This is a genomic window from Nosocomiicoccus sp. HMSC059G07 (genome assembly GCF_001815515.1).
GTDB lineage: Bacteria > Bacillota > Bacilli > Staphylococcales > Salinicoccaceae > Nosocomiicoccus > Nosocomiicoccus ampullae_A.
Genome location: NZ_KV820782.1, coordinates 27,119 through 44,823 on the forward strand (window position 1 = coordinate 27,119; position 17,705 = coordinate 44,823).

18 protein-coding genes and 2 tRNA genes are annotated in these 17,705 nt (G+C 36.1%); 17 read left to right on the forward strand and 3 right to left on the reverse strand.

Annotation, left to right across the window (positions count from 1 at the left end):
* Positions 1–15: 15 nt before the first annotated feature.
* Positions 16–1,503 carry a cardiolipin synthase gene (gene cls, locus HMPREF3029_RS00660; RefSeq protein ID WP_068128532.1) on the reverse strand — a complete coding sequence of 496 codons (1,488 nt, stop codon included), beginning with the start codon at positions 1,501–1,503 and terminating at the stop codon, positions 16–18.
* 150 nt (positions 1,504–1,653) lie between these two features.
* Between cls and HMPREF3029_RS09320 the strand changes: the two genes are divergently transcribed.
* On the forward strand, positions 1,654–1,803 hold the full coding sequence (locus tag HMPREF3029_RS09320) for an Lmo0850 family protein (RefSeq protein WP_168161304.1): 150 nt from the start codon (positions 1,654–1,656) through the stop codon (positions 1,801–1,803).
* Positions 1,804–1,836: 33 nt separating this feature from the next.
* Here the strand turns inward: HMPREF3029_RS09320 and HMPREF3029_RS00665 are convergent, their stop codons facing one another.
* The gene (locus HMPREF3029_RS00665; RefSeq protein WP_070709215.1) at positions 1,837–3,039 is read right to left on the reverse strand and encodes an FtsW/RodA/SpoVE family cell cycle protein; all 1,203 of its coding nucleotides are present in this window, start codon (positions 3,037–3,039) and stop codon (positions 1,837–1,839) included.
* Positions 3,040–3,125: 86 nt separating this feature from the next.
* On the opposite strand from HMPREF3029_RS00665, the gene murF reads away from it, so the two are divergent.
* The 14 genes from murF to HMPREF3029_RS00735 all read left to right on the forward strand — a co-directional run bounded on the left by murF (position 3,126) and on the right by HMPREF3029_RS00735 (position 15,572).
* Positions 3,126–4,466, forward strand: coding sequence for a UDP-N-acetylmuramoyl-tripeptide--D-alanyl-D-alanine ligase (gene murF, locus HMPREF3029_RS00670; RefSeq protein ID WP_070709217.1), 1,341 nt, complete (start codon positions 3,126–3,128; stop codon positions 4,464–4,466).
* An 85-nt stretch (positions 4,467–4,551) separates the two neighbouring features.
* Positions 4,552–6,021 (forward strand): DEAD/DEAH box helicase, encoded by a 1,470-nt coding sequence (locus HMPREF3029_RS00675; protein WP_068128526.1) that lies wholly within the window; start codon positions 4,552–4,554, stop codon positions 6,019–6,021.
* A gap of 80 nt (positions 6,022–6,101) precedes the next feature.
* Positions 6,102–6,569 carry a PH domain-containing protein gene (locus HMPREF3029_RS00680; RefSeq protein ID WP_070709219.1) on the forward strand — a complete coding sequence of 156 codons (468 nt, stop codon included), beginning with the start codon at positions 6,102–6,104 and terminating at the stop codon, positions 6,567–6,569.
* A complete protein-coding gene (locus HMPREF3029_RS00685) occupies positions 6,562–8,091 on the forward strand; it encodes a PH domain-containing protein (protein WP_070709221.1) in 1,530 nt (509 codons plus the stop codon). Before HMPREF3029_RS00680 ends, HMPREF3029_RS00685 begins: the two co-directional genes overlap by 8 nt.
* Positions 8,075–8,584 carry a PH domain-containing protein gene (locus tag HMPREF3029_RS00690; protein ID WP_070709222.1) on the forward strand — a complete coding sequence of 170 codons (510 nt, stop codon included), beginning with the start codon at positions 8,075–8,077 and terminating at the stop codon, positions 8,582–8,584. Before HMPREF3029_RS00685 ends, HMPREF3029_RS00690 begins: the two co-directional genes overlap by 17 nt.
* On the forward strand, positions 8,568–8,921 hold the full coding sequence (gene acpS, locus HMPREF3029_RS00695; RefSeq protein WP_336619819.1) for a holo-ACP synthase: 354 nt from the start codon (positions 8,568–8,570) through the stop codon (positions 8,919–8,921). The genes HMPREF3029_RS00690 and acpS overlap by 17 nt, the downstream gene beginning before the upstream one ends.
* A 13-nt stretch (positions 8,922–8,934) precedes the next feature.
* A complete protein-coding gene (gene alr / locus HMPREF3029_RS00700) occupies positions 8,935–10,077 on the forward strand; it encodes an alanine racemase (protein ID WP_070709226.1) in 1,143 nt (380 codons plus the stop codon).
* Between the two features lie 68 nt (positions 10,078–10,145).
* The gene (locus HMPREF3029_RS09600) at positions 10,146–10,331 is read left to right on the forward strand and encodes a hypothetical protein (RefSeq protein WP_068128515.1); all 186 of its coding nucleotides are present in this window, start codon (positions 10,146–10,148) and stop codon (positions 10,329–10,331) included.
* Positions 10,332–10,715 carry a type II toxin-antitoxin system PemK/MazF family toxin gene (locus HMPREF3029_RS00710; RefSeq protein ID WP_068128513.1) on the forward strand — a complete coding sequence of 128 codons (384 nt, stop codon included), beginning with the start codon at positions 10,332–10,334 and terminating at the stop codon, positions 10,713–10,715.
* 36 nt (positions 10,716–10,751) lie between these two features.
* A complete protein-coding gene (locus tag HMPREF3029_RS00715) occupies positions 10,752–11,765 on the forward strand; it encodes a SpoIIE family protein phosphatase (RefSeq protein WP_083314932.1) in 1,014 nt (337 codons plus the stop codon).
* Between the two features lie 70 nt (positions 11,766–11,835).
* On the forward strand, positions 11,836–12,168 hold the full coding sequence (locus HMPREF3029_RS00720; protein WP_068128511.1) for an STAS domain-containing protein: 333 nt from the start codon (positions 11,836–11,838) through the stop codon (positions 12,166–12,168).
* Positions 12,161–12,628 carry an anti-sigma B factor RsbW gene (gene rsbW, locus HMPREF3029_RS00725; protein WP_070622273.1) on the forward strand — a complete coding sequence of 156 codons (468 nt, stop codon included), beginning with the start codon at positions 12,161–12,163 and terminating at the stop codon, positions 12,626–12,628. Before HMPREF3029_RS00720 ends, rsbW begins: the two co-directional genes overlap by 8 nt.
* The gene (gene sigB / locus HMPREF3029_RS00730) at positions 12,609–13,391 is read left to right on the forward strand and encodes an RNA polymerase sigma factor SigB (protein WP_040928273.1); all 783 of its coding nucleotides are present in this window, start codon (positions 12,609–12,611) and stop codon (positions 13,389–13,391) included. Before rsbW ends, sigB begins: the two co-directional genes overlap by 20 nt.
* Before the next feature lie 42 nt (positions 13,392–13,433).
* The gene (locus HMPREF3029_RS00735; RefSeq protein ID WP_070709228.1) at positions 13,434–15,572 is read left to right on the forward strand and encodes a Tex family protein; all 2,139 of its coding nucleotides are present in this window, start codon (positions 13,434–13,436) and stop codon (positions 15,570–15,572) included.
* Positions 15,573–15,616: 44 nt separating this feature from the next.
* Here HMPREF3029_RS00735 and HMPREF3029_RS00740 read toward each other — a convergent pair whose 3' ends face one another.
* Positions 15,617–17,152, reverse strand: coding sequence for a catalase (locus tag HMPREF3029_RS00740; RefSeq protein WP_068128505.1), 1,536 nt, complete (start codon positions 17,150–17,152; stop codon positions 15,617–15,619).
* Between the two features lie 235 nt (positions 17,153–17,387).
* Here HMPREF3029_RS00740 and HMPREF3029_RS00745 point away from each other — a divergent pair.
* Positions 17,388–17,472: transfer RNA gene (locus HMPREF3029_RS00745), tRNA-Leu, on the forward strand.
* Between the two features lie 156 nt (positions 17,473–17,628).
* Positions 17,629–17,702, forward strand: a tRNA-Gly gene (locus tag HMPREF3029_RS00750).
* The last annotated feature ends 3 nt before the right edge of the window (positions 17,703–17,705 follow it).

The following is a 17,705-nucleotide window of genomic DNA, read 5'->3' on the forward strand; positions in this document are numbered from 1 at the left end:
TAAACGGAGCTTTTTTTATAGTATCGGTGCAATTAAATTTGCGATTGCTTCTTTAAATTTAATCCACTTACTTCTAGATTGATAGACTTCCGGTGAAAGTATGCGTGAATGTAGCGCATCTTTTTCAAATTGAAGTCTATTTTTTATCGCTTCTTTTTCATCGAATATAAACGCGTTGACTTCGAAGTTTAGTGCGTAACTTCTGTTATCCATATTACATGATCCAATCGATACGACTTCGTCATCGATTATCATTACTTTTTGATGTAGGAAACCACGCTCATAAATGTAGACGTTTGCTCCTATCATCGCAAGCTCTCCAACGTTATGATACGTCCCCCAGTATACGAATGGATGGTCAGGAAATGGTGGGATCATAATGTTAACTTCGACGCCTGACAGGAGTGCGATTTTAATCGCTTCTCTCATCGATTGGTCAGGTATAAAGTACGGTGACTGAATGTATATAGACTTTTTAGCTGAGTAGATCATTTTTAAGTAACCGTATTTAATTTGCTCCCATTCTTCATCTGGACCACTTGCTGCGATTTGCATCGTCGTATCACCAACGACTGGAATTTCTGGGAAGTAACGTGGATGGTGTTTTAAATTGTCACGCGTTGCGTGAGAGTTCCAGTCAAGCATAAAACGTAGTTGTAGAGATTTTACAGCGTTTCCTTGAACTCGAATATGCGTGTCTCTCCAGTAGCCAAATTTTTTACTCAAACCGATATATTCTTCTCCGACATTTGTACCTCCCGTATATGCAATTTTACCGTCTATAACAATGTTTTTACGGTGATTACGGTTATTCATACGAGGGTTTATAAGAGAGAGACGACTTGGGAAGAATGCTTCAACTTTTCCGCCGTAATCACGTAACTCTTTAAAGTTTCTAAGTTTTAAAGTACGTGAGCCCATGTCGTCATATAAAATTTTAACGTCAACCCCTTCTTTTTGCTTTTTAAGTAGGGCGTCGTAAATTCTTTGGCCAAGTGAATCTAATCTAAAAATATAAAATTGAAAGTGAATATGGTCTTTTGCATTTTCTATATCATGTATCATCTGATCAAAAAACTCTGTCGTTTCATAAAATGTCTCTACTTTGTTATTAGACGTTATGAATGACTGATTATTGTTTAATAACATATGGATCAGTTTACGATGTTTTTTAGCTTCTTCTGACGGAAGTGTTAGCTTGTCCATCTTAATATCTTCGAGTTGCTCTGTAACGAGTGATTCAAGACCAATTTTATCTTCTTCGGATATTTTAAAAATTTCTTTATTGTATATCGTACGACCGAATAAGACATATAAAATAAATCCGATAATTGGTATGAAGAAGAGGACAAATAGCCATGCCCAAACACTTTGAGCACTTTTACGCTCCCAAAAGATCATACCAATTGCGAGTACGAAGTTAATGAGTAAGATGATAAATGTAAAAATCGTTGCATACGAAAGTGATGAGAAAAAATCAGCAACGGATTGAGATATATTCATTAATGTACTGAAATAATACAATTTTAAAAATCCTCTCATAATTTTTTAATGTATTCGTGACAAATATGTAAAAAGTTTTTTGAATAACTATAGTAATATTACCACAGTGTCTGTATAATTATAATTAACTCGATAGGAAGGGAGATCATTATGAAACAAAATGACACATCCAAACTAAAAGATGCGGTTCGAGTATTGAAAGAACTTGGCATCAAAGTATCTGTTGCCCCTTCAAGACTAGAAATTATGAATCGTATTTCGAAAGTAGAACAGTTAAGATTAAACGAGAATAATATTTAAAAACGCAAACAGCTCACTGAGCTGCTTGCGTTTTTATTTGTTAAATCGAGCTTCTTTTTTACCAGATACTTCATAAAAATAAATACTAAGTACAATACCAATTCCGACCATGTTTGCCCATAAACCACTACCACCGTAACTTAAAAATGGTAACGGTAATCCAGTAATTGGTACAAGTTGAATCGTCATTCCAATATTTTGGAATATATGGAAAAACAGTAACGATAAAAATCCGATTATAAAATATCCACCGAAACTGTCGTGTGTTAACAGTGAAATTCTAAATAGTCTTAATAATAATGAGAGTAATACGATGACGACAAAAGTCGTTCCAATAAAACCGAACTCTTCACCGACAATTGTAAATATAAAGTCCGTGTGATTTTCAGGAATATAAATTATACCGTCCTTATACCCACGACCAGTAATTCCACCTGATCCGATTGAAATGAGTGAGTTCATCAGCTGGAAACCACTGTTAGAAATGTATTTTTCTGGTTGTAGCCAAGAGTAAATTCTATCGAACTGATACGCGTGTACTCCGAGTTTATCGATTAAATCTGGTCGATATAAAATACCGAGTATCAGTGACACACCGACTGTCGTAACGACAAATACGACGGGTAAAATAAGCCACCAACTAATCCCAGATATGAGGACCATTCCAAAGAATATCGCAACCATGACGAGTGTCGTTCCTAAGTCGTTTTGTAATAGTACTAACAACATTGGTAATGCGGAAACAACTGCCATTTTACCGAGTAATTTAACGTCTAATGATAAGTCGTCTTCAATCTTATATTTGTTATGTTGGCTGATGACGTATGCAAGTGCCATAATATATATGATTTTCATAAATTCAGAAGGCTGAACACTAAAAAAACCGAACTGATACCAACTTTTTGCACCGTTAATAATTGGAGTAATACTTTCAAATGGAGAAAAGTGTAGAAACACTAAACTCAAAATACCAAAAGCATATATACCCCATATATAATCTTTATAAAAATGGAACGGAATGAGCATTAAAATAAATGCAATTAAAAATCCAAATAAGTAAAATAATAGTTGTCGTTGAGCGAAATTTGTTGAATACTGTTCGCTCGTCATCGCACTGCTAATAATGAGTATGCTGATCGCTGCGAGCATAATAAGTATAAAAATAAGTGTCCAATCAATACGAGCTAATATATTTAAATTTTGACGGGAATACTTTTTTTGATTCAATAGCTTCACCTAAATCTGTGGTAATCTAATATGTAGGACTTATGTCCATCTAATAATTATAACAGTATTTTATTAAAATTATAGGAATGAATATCATGATATCATTAACAATTAAAAAAATCTCCGAACTATGCGGAGGCAAGCTAAACGATCAAGCAAAAGAAATTGAAAATACAAAGATTCACGGAGTTTCAATCGATACGAGAACGATTGATACAAATAATTTGTTTGCACCGTTTGTCGGTGAAAATGTCGATGGACATGATTTTATATTGAATGCGATTGAATCAGGGGCATGTGTTTCTTTATCAGAAAAAGAAGATGTTGATGCACCGCTAATTATAGTAAAGGATGTTCAAAAAGCACTTGGTGACATCGCAAGAGGATATTTAAATACGTTAAATACAAAAGTCATTGCGATTACTGGGTCTAACGGTAAGACGACGACAAAAGATATGGTCGAATGTGTATTAGCACCTCATTTTAACGTTCAAAAAACAATCGGAAACTACAACAATGAAATTGGAATGCCACTGACGATTTTTAATACGAAAGACGATACGGATATTTTGATATTAGAAATGGGAATGGATAATCTTGGTGACATCCATTATCTATCATCCATTGCTCGTCCTGACATTGCGATTTTAACGAACGTTGGAGAATCTCACATAGAAAAGTTAGGGTCTAAAGAAAACATCGCAAAAGGGAAGTATGAAATTGTCGATGATTTAAAAGAGGACGGGTTATTTATCTATTCCAATGACTATGTCGAACTCGAAAATCTTGTTAAAAAAGATACACCTTATGAACAGGTTACAGTCGGTTTAACTGATAAAAATGACCTCGTTGTGACAAACGTTAAAGAAGATAAAAACGGTGTGAGTTTTACACTAAATGGATTTGACTATTCAATTCCGTCACTTGGTAAGCATAACGCCGTTAACGCGAGCTTTGCGATCGCTCTTAGCAAGCATTTTAATATTAGTGAATCGGATGTAAAGAAAAGTTTAGAACAGTTAACGATCACAAATATGCGTATGGAGCAACATATCGATGAGACTGGCGCTTTAATTATTAATGATGCGTATAACGCAAGCCCTTCATCGATGAAAAGTGCAATTGATACAGTACGTCATTTAGATTATAAAAACAAAGTGCTCGTTTTAGGAGATATATTAGAGCTCGGTAGATACAGCGCTCAACTTCATGAATCGGTTGGAGCATATATAAATGAGGATAACAACTTTACACATATCTTCACTTATGGTGAACATGCGAAAACGATTCATGATACGATTCAAAAAGAAAATACACAACATTTCGAGTCGATAGAACAGTTAAAGAATAGTTTAAATTCGTTAAAAGATGAAAATACGGTCATACTATTAAAAGCATCTCGTGGTATGAAACTCGAAAGACTGATCAGTGAATAGTTGTTGTACAATGATCGTGAAAATGATAGCATTAAGTAGTTATGCATTATGAGATAATAGTTAAGAGTCAAAGGAGACTATACATTTGAAATTTTTTGAAGCACTAGGTGTAAGTGATGAAACAATACTTGCACTTGAAGAAATGGGGTTTGAAACTCCAACTCCGATTCAAGAGGAGAGTATTCCTTTCGCATTAGAAGGAAGAGACATATTAGGACAAGCACAAACAGGTACAGGAAAAACAGGAGCGTTTGGTATTCCACTCGTTGAAACAATCCAGCGTGGACAAGGAACGCAAGCGTTAATTTTAGCGCCGACAAGAGAACTTGCGATGCAAGTGAGCGAGCAACTTAAACATTTTTCTAAATATAAAAAGTTAAAAGTATCTGTTATTTTCGGAGGCGTATCAATCGAACGCCAAATTTCAGAGTTAAAAAGACACCCTGAAATTATCGTCGGGACTCCAGGACGAGTCATCGACCATATTAAACGTCGTACGTTAAAACTAAAACACATCACTAAATTCGTATTAGACGAAGCGGATGAAATGATGAACATGGGCTTTATCGACGATGTTAAGTTTATAATGGACCGTCTGCCTGAGGGGAATCGTCAAACGTTACTATTCAGTGCAACGATGCCAAAAGCAATTCAAGAACTCGTCACACGTTTCATGGATGAACCGAAAATCGTAAAAACGATGAACCAAAATCAATCAGATCCACAAATTGAAGAGTATTATACGATTGTGAAAGAGTTAGAAAAACTAGACGTATTCGTCGATTTTTTAGACGTTCATCGCCCGAAACTTGCGATCGTATTCGGTCGTACGAAACGTCGTGTAGACGAACTGACGAGTGCATTAATTGCTAAAGGATATTTAGCAGAAGGCCTTCACGGAGATATTACTCAGTCAAAACGACTCGAAGTATTAAAGAAGTTTAAAAATGACGCACTACAAATTTTAGTTGCAACAGACGTTGCTGCACGTGGGCTCGACATTACAGGTGTTACACACGTGTATAACTTTGATATTCCTCAAGACGCTGAAAGTTACACGCACCGTATCGGCCGTACAGGACGTGCTGGTGAAAGTGGTGTCGCGTTAACATTTGTTAACCCAATCGAAATGGGTTACTTACGTCTAATTGAGGAGACGAAAGGTAAACCGATTCGTCCGCTACGTCCACCATTTAAAGAAGAAGTAAAAGCGGCGCAAGCAGAAGTCATGATCGATAAAGTAAGAAAATACGAAGGAAAAGAAATCGACGAAGAAGTATACGAATTATCGAGAAAATTAGTCGAAACGTTCGATCCTTTAGATATTATTACTGCTTTTGTGAGCGAATATGTCAACGAAAAAGAAGACGATGCGATTCAATTATCATTTGAAAAGCCTCTACCAAGACGTGCAACAGCAAAACAGTCTGGTGGAAAACGTCGAGACTATAATCGCGGTAAAAAAGGTGATAGAAACAACCGTCGTAAACCTCAAAAACGCGACAACCGTGACAGATCGAATCATAAGAAGACATTTAAACAATTTATGAAGTAGTTTAGAGCGCCGTCTGGCGCTTTTTTTAATTTATAATAAAAAATAACTCATGTATAATAGATTAAAAAAGGAGTGTGCGCATGGAATCTGTCGATAAAAATCTACGTCCGTATATGCAACTTAGAGCAGTGCTCGATGGATTAGTTATCTTTTTACTTCCGACGATATATATCTTCGTGTCTTATATATTAGATTTTTATTTTAAATTATCAGTGATTATCTATGCCGTATTAATTTTACTCTATATCGTATTTCGTGTTTTATTACGTCCGATTTTATATACGAGAATTACAAAAATCGGTGTATATGACGATTATTTAATCGTTAAAAAAGGTTTTTTCTTTATAGAAACGGCATTGTATCCGATTGAACGTGTACAAATCGTTGAATTAGAAAAAGGATTTATTGCAAGACGATTTAATCTCGCGAAAATAAAATTAACAAACGCTGCATATACCGTTCGTTTACCAGAAATTGAAACGGTTCGGGCCGAGCAACTAAAAGATACGATTATCACGCGTTTAAAAGAGGTGGATAGTGATGTCTAACGTTCATAAATTACATCCTGTATCTTATCTTTTAACTATAATCGATGTATTTAAAAGATATTGGTACGTATTCGTACTTACTATATACAACCTCGGAACGAGTAAATTACAAGAAGGTGCACTAACAGATAACGCTTTTGGAATCATCTTAATAATCATCAGTATATTTTTAATTAGTACCGGTATCATTGAAAAGTGGACAGTGCGTTACTGGTTTGAAGCAGACAAGATCATTTATAAATCTGGGCTGTTCGTTAAGAATGAACGTGAGTTAAGTATCGATCGTATTCAAAGTATCGATATTACTCAACCAATACTCGCCCGACTATTTAACGTTGCAGTTGTAAACATTAAAAGTCCAGCTGAAAGTATTTCCCTATCTGGTGTGAAATACGATATGGCAGAGTCGATTCGAACGTATGTGTATCAGAAAAAAGAAGACGAACACTCTTCTCAAGTACATGAAGAAGCTGAAAATGAATCATATGAAACAAATAAGAGCGCTGATTTTAAATTAAATGAAGCAGAAGTCGTCTACGAAATTTCGCCAAAAGAAATGCTATTACTTATCGCAACGAGTGGAGGACTAGGAATGTTTTTAACAGCTGTCGCTGGGGGACTCGGGTACTTCGGATTTGATACGATTATTGTAAATGCGATTGAATCTCTCCAAGGACACGCAAGTACGTTATTTGTTCCGATTCTGATTGCGATAGGAATTGTCATTTTATTTATTGGAATAATTATCGGTGGCATCATCATATTTGTCAGATATTACGGTTACCAAATTAAAAAGCATAACGATGACTTTATTATTCAGTACGGTTTACTCGAAAGAAAAACAATTACGATTAATAAGAAACGCATTCAAAATATTTCTGTAAGAGAAGACGGATTATTTGAGCGTCTGTTTAAAATTCATGCGTTATATGTCGGAATTACGAGCAATGACTTTTCTGATGAAGACGTTGGAGACGTTGTGCTGACACCTGTTATTAGACAAAGAGAGAGTTATAAGTTTTTAAATGAACATTTTAGTGAGTATAATATCGAACGACCTGAACCGAGTGTTCCAATTAGGGCATATAGGAGATATTTCCAAGTGTCGCTCTTGGTCCCTTTTATGGTCATTTCAATCACGAGTGGTATTCTTTATTACTATGATCAAATGATTGCATTATATATCGCACTTCTAGTCGGTGTATTTATAATAGTTTTAACTGTTATCAGCGGCATATATTCAGCTAAAAATAGCGGTGTTCGTATTGAAAATGGAGATTTAAATATGTTAACGACATCTTCGTTTAAACGCAGTCACTATATTTTTAAACGCAGTAAAATTATCGACTGCGCGATTCGCCAAACGATATTTACAGAGCGTGCAAACCTCGGAACTATTGAAGTGAAAACAGCGTCTGGTCTTATACCTACAACGGTTGACGTAAAACATTTAGAGTATAAAGAAGCAAATGAAATATTCGACTATGTAAGAAAGGGAGTTCAGAATGGAGAAAGTATCTAGAAAAGCGATTAACTACTGGAGAATTCAAGCTGTATTCGGACTTTCAATCGCACTCGTCGTTATTATAATTTGTGGTGTTCTAGCATATTTCTTTGACTTTCTACACATTCCAGCGATGATTGTCGGAGGAGTTGCAGGACTTTTTCTTTTATATGAACTGATTTATAGAATGTGGGTTCACCCAAGTTTATTTTATAAGTATTTTGAATTTAAATTTACAGATGAAGTACTCATCGTTAACGATGGTATATTTAACCGTAAGCACACGGTAATTCCACTTTTTAGAATCCAAAATGTAGACGTGACAGAAGGTCCAATCATGAGTAAATTCGGCTTAAAAGGAATTAGTATATCGACAGCGGGTGGTGGCACGTATATCCCTGAATTAGAAAAGGAGCGTGCCGATGAAATTCGTACGATGATTCGAAGTATCGTAAAAGATAACCGAAAAAGAGAAATAGCAATTCTTAAAGAGGATGAAGTACATGATTAATGGTCTCGGCACAGATATTATCGAAATTGAACGTGTTCAATCAGTTAATAAAGACGACCGTTTGGCACGTCGTATTTTAAGTGATGAAGAACTCGCAAAGTATATGTCAATTAAAAATACCGAGAGAAAGCTTGAGTATTTAGCCGGGCGCTTTGCAGGGAAAGAAGCATACGCAAAGGCACTTGGAACAGGAATTGGCGCTTTAAACTTTAAACATATTGAGATTTTAAACGACGATGACGGAAAACCGTATATAGTAAATACAAATTCACTGATTTCAATATCCCACTCTAAACAATACGCGACAGCGACTGTCATTATAATGAGTGATAATTAAGGAGAGTATAATTATGGAAGATAGATTTTATCGAGATGCATACGTTGAAGTCGATTTAGACCGAATATACCGTAACTATTTAGAAGTTCAGCGACTACACGAAGATAAGACATTTATTGCTGTTGTGAAATCTAATGCATACGGACATGGCGCCGTAAGAGTAAGTCAATTTTTAGAAGAAAATGGGGTAGACTTTTTTGCGGTTGGAACACTCGATGAAGCGATTGAACTAAGAATGCACGGTATAAAATCTAAAATACTCATTCTTGGAATCATCAATCCAGAACATATAAATAAAGCAATCCAGCATCGCATCGCACTCACAGCTCCAAATTTAGAGTGGCTTGAAGCGGCATTAAAACATAATACCGGTGAATATGACAAAAACGTATGGATTCATATTAAAGTGAATAGCCATATGAATCGCTACGGTACAGATGATGTTGAAGAAATTAAAGAGATGATTGAAAAAATAGAAGCATCAGATCACTTCGTATACGAAGGTATTTTTTCTCATCTTGCACTTGCTGCATCGACGTCTTACGGTGCACAAAAGGAAATTGACAAATTTAAAACAATTGTAGAATCAGTAAAACGCCCACAATTTGTACACGTATTAAATTCAGCGGGTTCGTTACTGTTTGATGGTGATTTTACGAATGCAGTTCGAATAGGAATTTCACTATATGGCTATTACCCAAGTTTAATGGTCAAAGAGAAATCACAAGTTCCACTTAACCCTGCGTTACGACTTATTACACAAGTTGTCGATACGCACGAATTAAAGAAAAACGACTTTGTCGGTTACGATGAGACATTTATCGTCGATAGCGATACGAAAATCGCGACGATACCGATCGGATACGGCGACGGCTTATTAAGAAAACATACAGGATATACTGTAAAAGTGAACGACAAACACTATCCATTTGTCGGCCGTATTTGTATGGATGCTGCGATGATTGAAGTAGATGCTAAAGTTGGCGATGAAGTCATCGTTATTGATAACCATTACGATAGCCCACAATCACTTGAGCGCTTTAGTGCACACGTCGGCACAATACCGTATGAATCGACAAATTTACTAACGAGACGACTACCACGCGTATACAAACAATCTGGTGAAATAGACGTATCCAATGAAATCTTAAAATAATTCAGAGAATGTTACTTATTATGTTAAAATATAAGTAATGTTATGGATAATAAAGGGAGAGGATTATTGTGAGTTCATATATGTTAGACAAATCAATAGAACAGTCTATGAAAGACGGATATTTAGAGATGTCTGAACTTAACTTAATAATCGCTAGAGAAGGTTTTCATCTTGAATGTGAGGTAGAACGTATCTACTCCCAAAAACTTCAAAATGAACAAAATAAAAACAATAACAAAAAAGATGGTGAGTAGATGAAACGTGGAGAAGTATACCTAGCTGATCTTTCTCCAGTTCAAGGCTCTGAACAGGGCGGTAAACGCCCTGTTGTTATTATTCAAAATGATACGGGGAACAAGTTTTCACCGACGTTAATCGTCGCTGCGATTACTGGAAAAATTGATAAAGCAAAAATACCGACACACGTCGAAGTGAACGCTGAAAAGTATAAGTTTAAGACTAACTCGGTAATACTGCTAGAGCAAATTCGAACGATAGATAAGACTAGGTTACAAGAAAAACTTACATATTTAGATGATGAGAAAATGAAAGAAGTGGACAAGGCGATTCAGATCAGCCTTGGACTAGACGATGATTCAAACAAAAAGCAAAAGAAGAAACATCGTAAATCGAAGTAAGCATTACATACATATTAATGAATAGGAGGAGCACGATTGACCTACATTGATAAACTTGCAAAAGAATACGAAACGATACTACAACTATTCATTTATGAGAATGCAGTGGATGAAGCAATCGCACGATGCCAAACGTTCAGTCAAAATGTTATTGAAATAGACACTTCTCCTGAAGAAATTGTATCTTTACATATTCAAATGCTCAATCATTTACATATTAACGACGGTGAAGAAATAAAAAAGTCGTTAGAAATTCTTGAGGAAGTCATGATATCATTCGGATTTACGTACCGTGATTATCGAGCGATGCTCGATCAAATTAATCATCATGACCAAGAATTAGAAGTCGCTGCAAGTGTTCAGCGTACGATGTTAAAGTCAGAAATTCCAATTATCGATAACTCACAACTCGGTGCAATTAGTGTTGCTGCAGGAAAAGTAAACGGAGACTACTTTAACATATTAAAACAATATGACGATAAAGTAGGTATCGCAGTTGCAGACGTCATCGGTTCAGGTATCCCTGCATCTATTGCGATGGCGATGTTAAAGTTCTCTTTAGAACTCTCACATTTAACGTATAGCCCTCACCGTGTGTTAGAGAAAATTAATGACTTAGTAGAAAAAAACATCAATAAAAATATGTTTATTACGATGTTTTATGCCGTTTATGATTATAAAAACTTTGAACTTACATACGCTAGTGCTGGTCACGAGCCCGCATTAGTATATCGATATGAAGACGACATTTTTGAAACTCTCGATACGAGAGATCTTGTCCTCGGTGTGATGCAAGGCGTTTCCTATAAAGAAAGTACAGTTTCACTTAATGATAAAGATATTATTTTCATTTACACTGATGGGGTCTCAGAATTAAGAAAGCACGACGGTACTTTTATAGATATGGAAGACGTTAAAAATATGATTCGCGATAATCGCGACGAACATCCGCAAGATATCGTCCGAAATCTATATCAGCAACTCACTCGTATGCAAGATCAGACTCGAAAAGATGATTTAACGTGTATTTTAATTAAGACGCTACATTAACGTTTATTAAAAAATCAATACGGGTATTGTATTACTATATATTTGTCTGAAATGGAGTAGGATTACTGTTATGAATATTAAGATTGAAGTCAAAGAGGCACAAGAAGTATTTTATGTGAAAGTTGGAGGAGAACTCGACATTTATACAGTGCCGGAATTAAAGAAAGTATTTAACCCGATCGTCTCAGAAGGCACTCATAACTTACACGTCGATTTAAGTGACCTTACATATATGGATTCAACAGGACTTGGTCTTTTTGTTGGGACACTCAAAGATTTAAATCAGTATAATAATGAGTTAAGAATTTCAGGTGCAAACGATCGTGTTATGAAACTATTTGAAATAACAGGACTAAGCGACTTGATTCAAATCACGCAATCGGGAGCGAATGTAGATGAGTAAAAATTATGAATATATAGAAATGAAAATACCTGCAAAACCAAAATACGTAGGGCTCGTTCGCCTAACGTTATCTGGTATTTTAAATAGTGCTGGCGCGACATACGAAGAAATTGAAGATACGAAGATTGCTGTTAGCGAAGCGGTAACGAACGCAGTGAAGCATGCATATTCTGATAGCGATAATGAAATTACTATCGGATTTGCGGTATCAGAGGGTCGTGTTGAAATTATCGTTCAAGATTCTGGAAAAAGTTTTGACTATGAAACGGTAAAAAAAGAACTTGGACCGTACGAAGAGTCTGATTCTGTAAGCTTTTTAAGAGAAGGAGGACTTGGGCTTTTCCTAATTGAGACACTAATGGATGATGTGAACGTTAGACGTACACAAGGTGTGACAATTAGTATGGTGAAGTACATTGGTGAAGGTCAGGTGCAAAAAGATGGAGCAATCACAAACTAGAAAAGAACTTTCACGTGATGAAATTAATCGCTTAATTACTGAATATCAAGAAACAGGAAGCGATGAAGCACAAACGCGTTTAGTTTATCACTATGAAAAACTCATCGAGTCACTCGCATATCGATATTCAAAAGGGCAATCACATCACGAAGACCTTGTACAAGTCGGTATGATTGGATTGCTCGGTGCAATTAAACGATTCGATTTATCTTTTGAGCGTAAATTTGAAGCATTTCTAGTACCGACAGTTCTCGGTGAAATCAAACGTTATTTAAGAGATAAAACGTGGAGTGTTCATGTCCCGAGGCGTATTAAAGAGCTTGGTCCAAAAATCAAACGTTCTACAGATGAGTTAACGAATGAGCTAGAGCGATCACCATCTGTTAAAGAAATCGCAGAATATATCGGTGCAACAGAAGAAGAAGTACTCGAAGCGATGGAGATGGGACAAAGCTACAATGCGTTAAGTGTGGATCACTCGATTGACGCAGATAACGAAGGTTCATCTGTGACGTTACTCGACGTAATGGGTGAGGAAGATGATAATTATGCTCAAACCGAGGAACGTTTACTTATAGAAAAGTTATTACCGATTTTATCTGAAAGAGAACAACAGATTATACGATATACATTTTTAGAATCTTTAAGTCAAAAAGAGACTGGAGAAAAAATCGGTTTAAGCCAAATGCATGTATCAAGATTACAACGTGCAGCACTTAAAAAGTTGAGAGATTCTGTTAAAAATACAGATATAGATATTTAAGCCTAATCATAATGATTAGGTTTTATTGTTTAGGAGGACATTATGAACGAAACATTAGTTAAAGAGTTATCGAGTAAATTAAAAATTAAATCAGAGTATGTATTAAACGTACTCAATATGTTAGAAGAAAATGCGACGGTGCCTTTTATCGCACGTTATAGAAAAGAGCAAACGGGCGGACTTGATGAAGTTTCAATTAAGCAAATTTCTGATGAGTATAACTATCTAGAAGAATTAGAAAAAAGAAAAGAAGATGTCATTCGCTTAATCGACGAACAAGGGCTACTTACTGAAGATTTAAAAAATCAAATATTACGTCAAACATCTCAAGCACGTGTTGAAGATTTATATCGTCCGTTTAGACAGAAGAAGAAAACACGCGCAACAGAAGCAAAGCGTAAAGGATTAGAGCCGCTCGCTGAAATGATTTATAAACAAGATGTTGACGCTAAAGATATTTATAAAGAGGCAGAACAATATATTAACGAAGAAATCAAAACTATAGAAGACGCAGTTGCAGGTGCAAAAGATATAATTGCAGAAATAATTTCGGATAACCCACAACACCGTATGTACATATTAAGCGTCATTCAAAATCACTCAGAAATTACATCGACTGAGAAAAAGGAACACGATGACAAAACGCAAATTTTTGAAATGTATTATGACTATAGTGAACGCGTAAAAACAATACCATCGCACCGTATACTTGCAATGAATCGTGGAGAGAAAGAAGATGTGTTACGCATCGGTTTCCAACATGATGACGATAAAATTACGAGTTATTTATACCGTCAAGAATTAAAAGAAAAAAGTAAAACAAAGCAATTGATAGAAGAAACGATCGACGATAGTTTAAAACGTTTAATTTTACCAAGTTTAGAACGTGAAATACGTAATGAGTTAACGAAAAAAGGGGAAACGCATGCGGTAAATATTTTCGAAGAAAACCTAAAGAGTTTACTTCTACAACCACCACTTAAAAATCATACGATTTTAGGTGTCGACCCAGCGTTTCGAACAGGGTGTAAGCTCGCAGTTATCGATTCAAACGGTAAGTTCTTAGAGAAGAATGTTATTTATCCTCACAGCTCTAAAAACACGGATAAAAGCGAAGCGATTTTTAAAGAGATTATTGAAGAAAATAAAGTCACATTAATTGCGATTGGTAACGGAACAGCATCGAGAGAGACTGAAGAATTCGTTGCAAACTTTTTAAAGAAATATAAAATAGAAGTGCCGTTTATTATCGTAAATGAAGCGGGTGCTTCTGTGTATTCAGCGTCGGACGTAGCACGTGAAGAATTCCCAGATTTTGAAGTAGAAGAGAGAAGTGCGGTATCGATTGCCCGTCGTATTCAAGATCCACTTGCTGAACTCGTAAAAATTGACCCGAAATCATTAGGAATCGGACAGTATCAACACGATATTAACCAAAAATTCTTAAATGAGTCATTAGATTTTGTCGTTGAAACAGCAGTAAACCAAGTTGGTGTAGATGTAAACACTGCGTCTTACAAATTACTAGAACACGTTTCAGGATTAAATAAAACAATTTCAAAAAACATTGTAGAGTATAGAGAGACTGAAGGGATTACAAAACGATCAGACCTTAAAAAAGTAAAAAGACTAGGACCGAAAACATTTGAGCAAGCTGTCGGATTTTTAAGAATTGTCGGTGGAGAAGAACCACTCGACCAAACGCCAATTCACCCGGAGCAATATAAAAACACATATGCATTACTAAAATCAGTTGGTGCATCGATAGATGAGCTCGGTGAAGAGAGTATTAAGGAAAAGTTAAATACACTCGATAAACGTAAATATAGTGAAGAAAATGATATCGGACTTCCGACATTAAACGATATTATCGATAGTTTAATTGCGCCTTTAAGAGACATCCGAGATAAGTACGATACACCGATTTTAAAAAGTGACGTGTTAGAACTTTCGGATTTAAAAGAAGGTATGAAGCTATCTGGAACAGTAAGAAATGTTACAGACTTCGGAGCATTCGTTGACATCGGAGTCGGCCAAGATGGACTTGTCCATATTTCACAACTAGCTAATCGATATGTAAAACATCCGCTCGACGTTGTAAGTAGTGGAGATATTGTTGAAGTATCTGTTTTATCAGTAGACGAAAAGAAAAATAGAATATCATTAACGATGAAAAAGTAATTAAAAAAGAGTGAAGCATTTGCTTCACTCTTTAGTTATTTATATTAGTCTTTTTTTACTTGTACTGGTTTACCTTCGAATGGGTGATCTCCATTTACTAGGTCAACATCGTTGATGTCGATGCCGAGTGCCTCTGCGACACCTTTACCGTACTCTTCGTCTGCTTGGTAACAGTTGAAGATGTGACGTTTTTTAATGTGCTCTTCAACGCCTGCCATTTCAATTGCAGTGTTTTTGAAGATCGTTTGTTTACCTTCTTCAGATTGAAGACGGAATAATTTACCTGGTTGCTCGTAGTAGTTATCGTCGTCTTCACGGAAGTCGTACTCATATACTTGACCGAGCTCTAAGTTTAATTCAGGTTGTTTTGCATCTTTTTGTGAATTGTGTGCACCGTAACTATTTGGATAATAGTTGATATGTGAACCTAAGTTGCCGTCAACTCTCATCGCACCGTCACGGCTGAATGGACATACGTTTGTCGCACCTTTTGGTGAGTTTACTGGAATTTGGTGGTGGTTTACACCTAAGCGGTAACGCTGAGTATCTCCATATGAGAATAAACGACCTTGTAACATTTTGTCTGGTGAGAATCCAAGACCAGGAACGATGTTAGTTGGTGCAAACGCTGCTTGTTCTACTTCTGCGAAGTAGTTCTCAGGGTTTTTATTTAACTCAAACTCACCAACTTCGATTAATGGGAATTCACCTTTATACCATACTTTTGTTAAATCGAACGGGTTGTGGTAATGATTTCTTGCTTCTTCTTCAGTCATTACTTGGATGAACATTTTCCATTTAGGGAAGTCTCCATCTTCAATCGCGTTGTATAGGTCACGTTGTGAAGATTCACGGTCTTTACCGACAACATCTACTGCTTCTTCAGCAGTGTAGTTACGAATACCTTGTTGTGTTCTAAAGTGGAATTTCACCCATACACGTTCGTTATCTTCGTTAATCATCGCGTAAGTGTGTGAACCGAATCCATGCATATGACGGAAGTCTGACGGGATACCACGGTCAGTCATAAGAATTGTTACTTGGTGTAACGCTTCAGGTAATGACGTCCAGAAATCCCACTGAGAATTCGGGTTATTCACGTTTGTACGTGGATCACGTTTAACAACGTGGTTTAAGCTTGGGAATAACTTAGGATCACGGAAGAAGAATACAGGTGTGTTGTTACCAACTAAGTCCCAGTTACCTTCTTCAGTGTAGAACTTAAGTGCAAATCCACGAATATCACGTTCAGCGTCAGCTGCACCGCGTTCACCAGCTACAGTTGAGAAACGAGCGAACATTTCTGTTTTCTTACCAACTTCTGAGAAAATCTTTGCTTTCGTATATTTAGTAATATCATTTGTTACTGTGAATGTACCGTAAGCACCAGATCCTTTAGCGTGCATACGACGCTCTGGAATTACTTCGCGGTCGAAGTGTGCCATCATATCTAAGAAATAAGGATCTTGCATAACGATTGGACCACGTGGGCCAACAGTCATTGTGTTCTCACGGTCACCTACAGGGTTACCGAATAGAGTCGTTAACTTTTGTTCTTCAGGGTTATAGTGTTTTGACATAATTAACCTCCAAAATTAAATTAGAATAATTCTAAATAAAGTATAGCACATTAAATTTTGACTTGCAAATTCGACAGAATAATAATTCCCTCATTATATAGAAGTAAAACATACATTATTTAAAAGAAGATATTTAGTATGGATGTTGATAAAAATAAAAAGTATTGAGAAATCTAAATAATCGTATTGACAGAGAAATGTAAAGAGAATATAATAGATATCGTTATCTTAATAAGCGGTTGTGGCGGAATCGGCAGACGCGCTAGGTTGAGGGCCTAGTGGGAGTTTATCCCGTGGAGGTTCAAGTCCTCTCAGCCGCATATACATTTTTGTTTGCATTAAGTTAAACGATTGTGTATAATAATTAAGCGTCAACTTAACAACTAGTTGCGCAGATAAAATAAAATAAAAAACTTTAACTTTTCTATTGACTTAGTTTTTCAACTCTGTATAATAGTAAGAGTTGAAACGAAAACGCGGGTGTAGTTTAGTGGTAAAACCTCAGACTTCCAATCTGATGTCGGGAGTTCGATTCTCCTCACCCGCTCCATTA

Bases quoted from the DNA above. Each gene is read 5' to 3' on its own strand.
- cls (WP_068128532.1), bottom strand. From the start codon at position 1,503: ATGAATATATCTCAATCCGTTGCTGATTTTTTCTCATCACTTTCGTAT.
- HMPREF3029_RS09320 (WP_168161304.1), top strand. From the start codon at position 1,654: ATGAAACAAAATGACACATCCAAACTAAAAGATGCGGTTCGAGTATTG.
- murF (WP_070709217.1), top strand. From the start codon at position 3,126: ATGATATCATTAACAATTAAAAAAATCTCCGAACTATGCGGAGGCAAG.
- HMPREF3029_RS00680 (WP_070709219.1), top strand. From the start codon at position 6,102: ATGGAATCTGTCGATAAAAATCTACGTCCGTATATGCAACTTAGAGCA.
- HMPREF3029_RS00685 (WP_070709221.1), top strand. From the start codon at position 6,562: ATGTCTAACGTTCATAAATTACATCCTGTATCTTATCTTTTAACTATA.
- HMPREF3029_RS00690 (WP_070709222.1), top strand. From the start codon at position 8,075: ATGGAGAAAGTATCTAGAAAAGCGATTAACTACTGGAGAATTCAAGCT.
- acpS (WP_336619819.1), top strand. From the start codon at position 8,568: ATGAAGTACATGATTAATGGTCTCGGCACAGATATTATCGAAATTGAA.
- alr (WP_070709226.1), top strand. From the start codon at position 8,935: ATGGAAGATAGATTTTATCGAGATGCATACGTTGAAGTCGATTTAGAC.
- HMPREF3029_RS00710 (WP_068128513.1), top strand. From the start codon at position 10,332: ATGAAACGTGGAGAAGTATACCTAGCTGATCTTTCTCCAGTTCAAGGC.
- HMPREF3029_RS00720 (WP_068128511.1), top strand. From the start codon at position 11,836: ATGAATATTAAGATTGAAGTCAAAGAGGCACAAGAAGTATTTTATGTG.
- rsbW (WP_070622273.1), top strand. From the start codon at position 12,161: ATGAGTAAAAATTATGAATATATAGAAATGAAAATACCTGCAAAACCA.
- sigB (WP_040928273.1), top strand. From the start codon at position 12,609: ATGGAGCAATCACAAACTAGAAAAGAACTTTCACGTGATGAAATTAAT.
- HMPREF3029_RS00735 (WP_070709228.1), top strand. From the start codon at position 13,434: ATGAACGAAACATTAGTTAAAGAGTTATCGAGTAAATTAAAAATTAAA.
- HMPREF3029_RS00740 (WP_068128505.1), bottom strand. From the start codon at position 17,152: ATGTCAAAACACTATAACCCTGAAGAACAAAAGTTAACGACTCTATTC.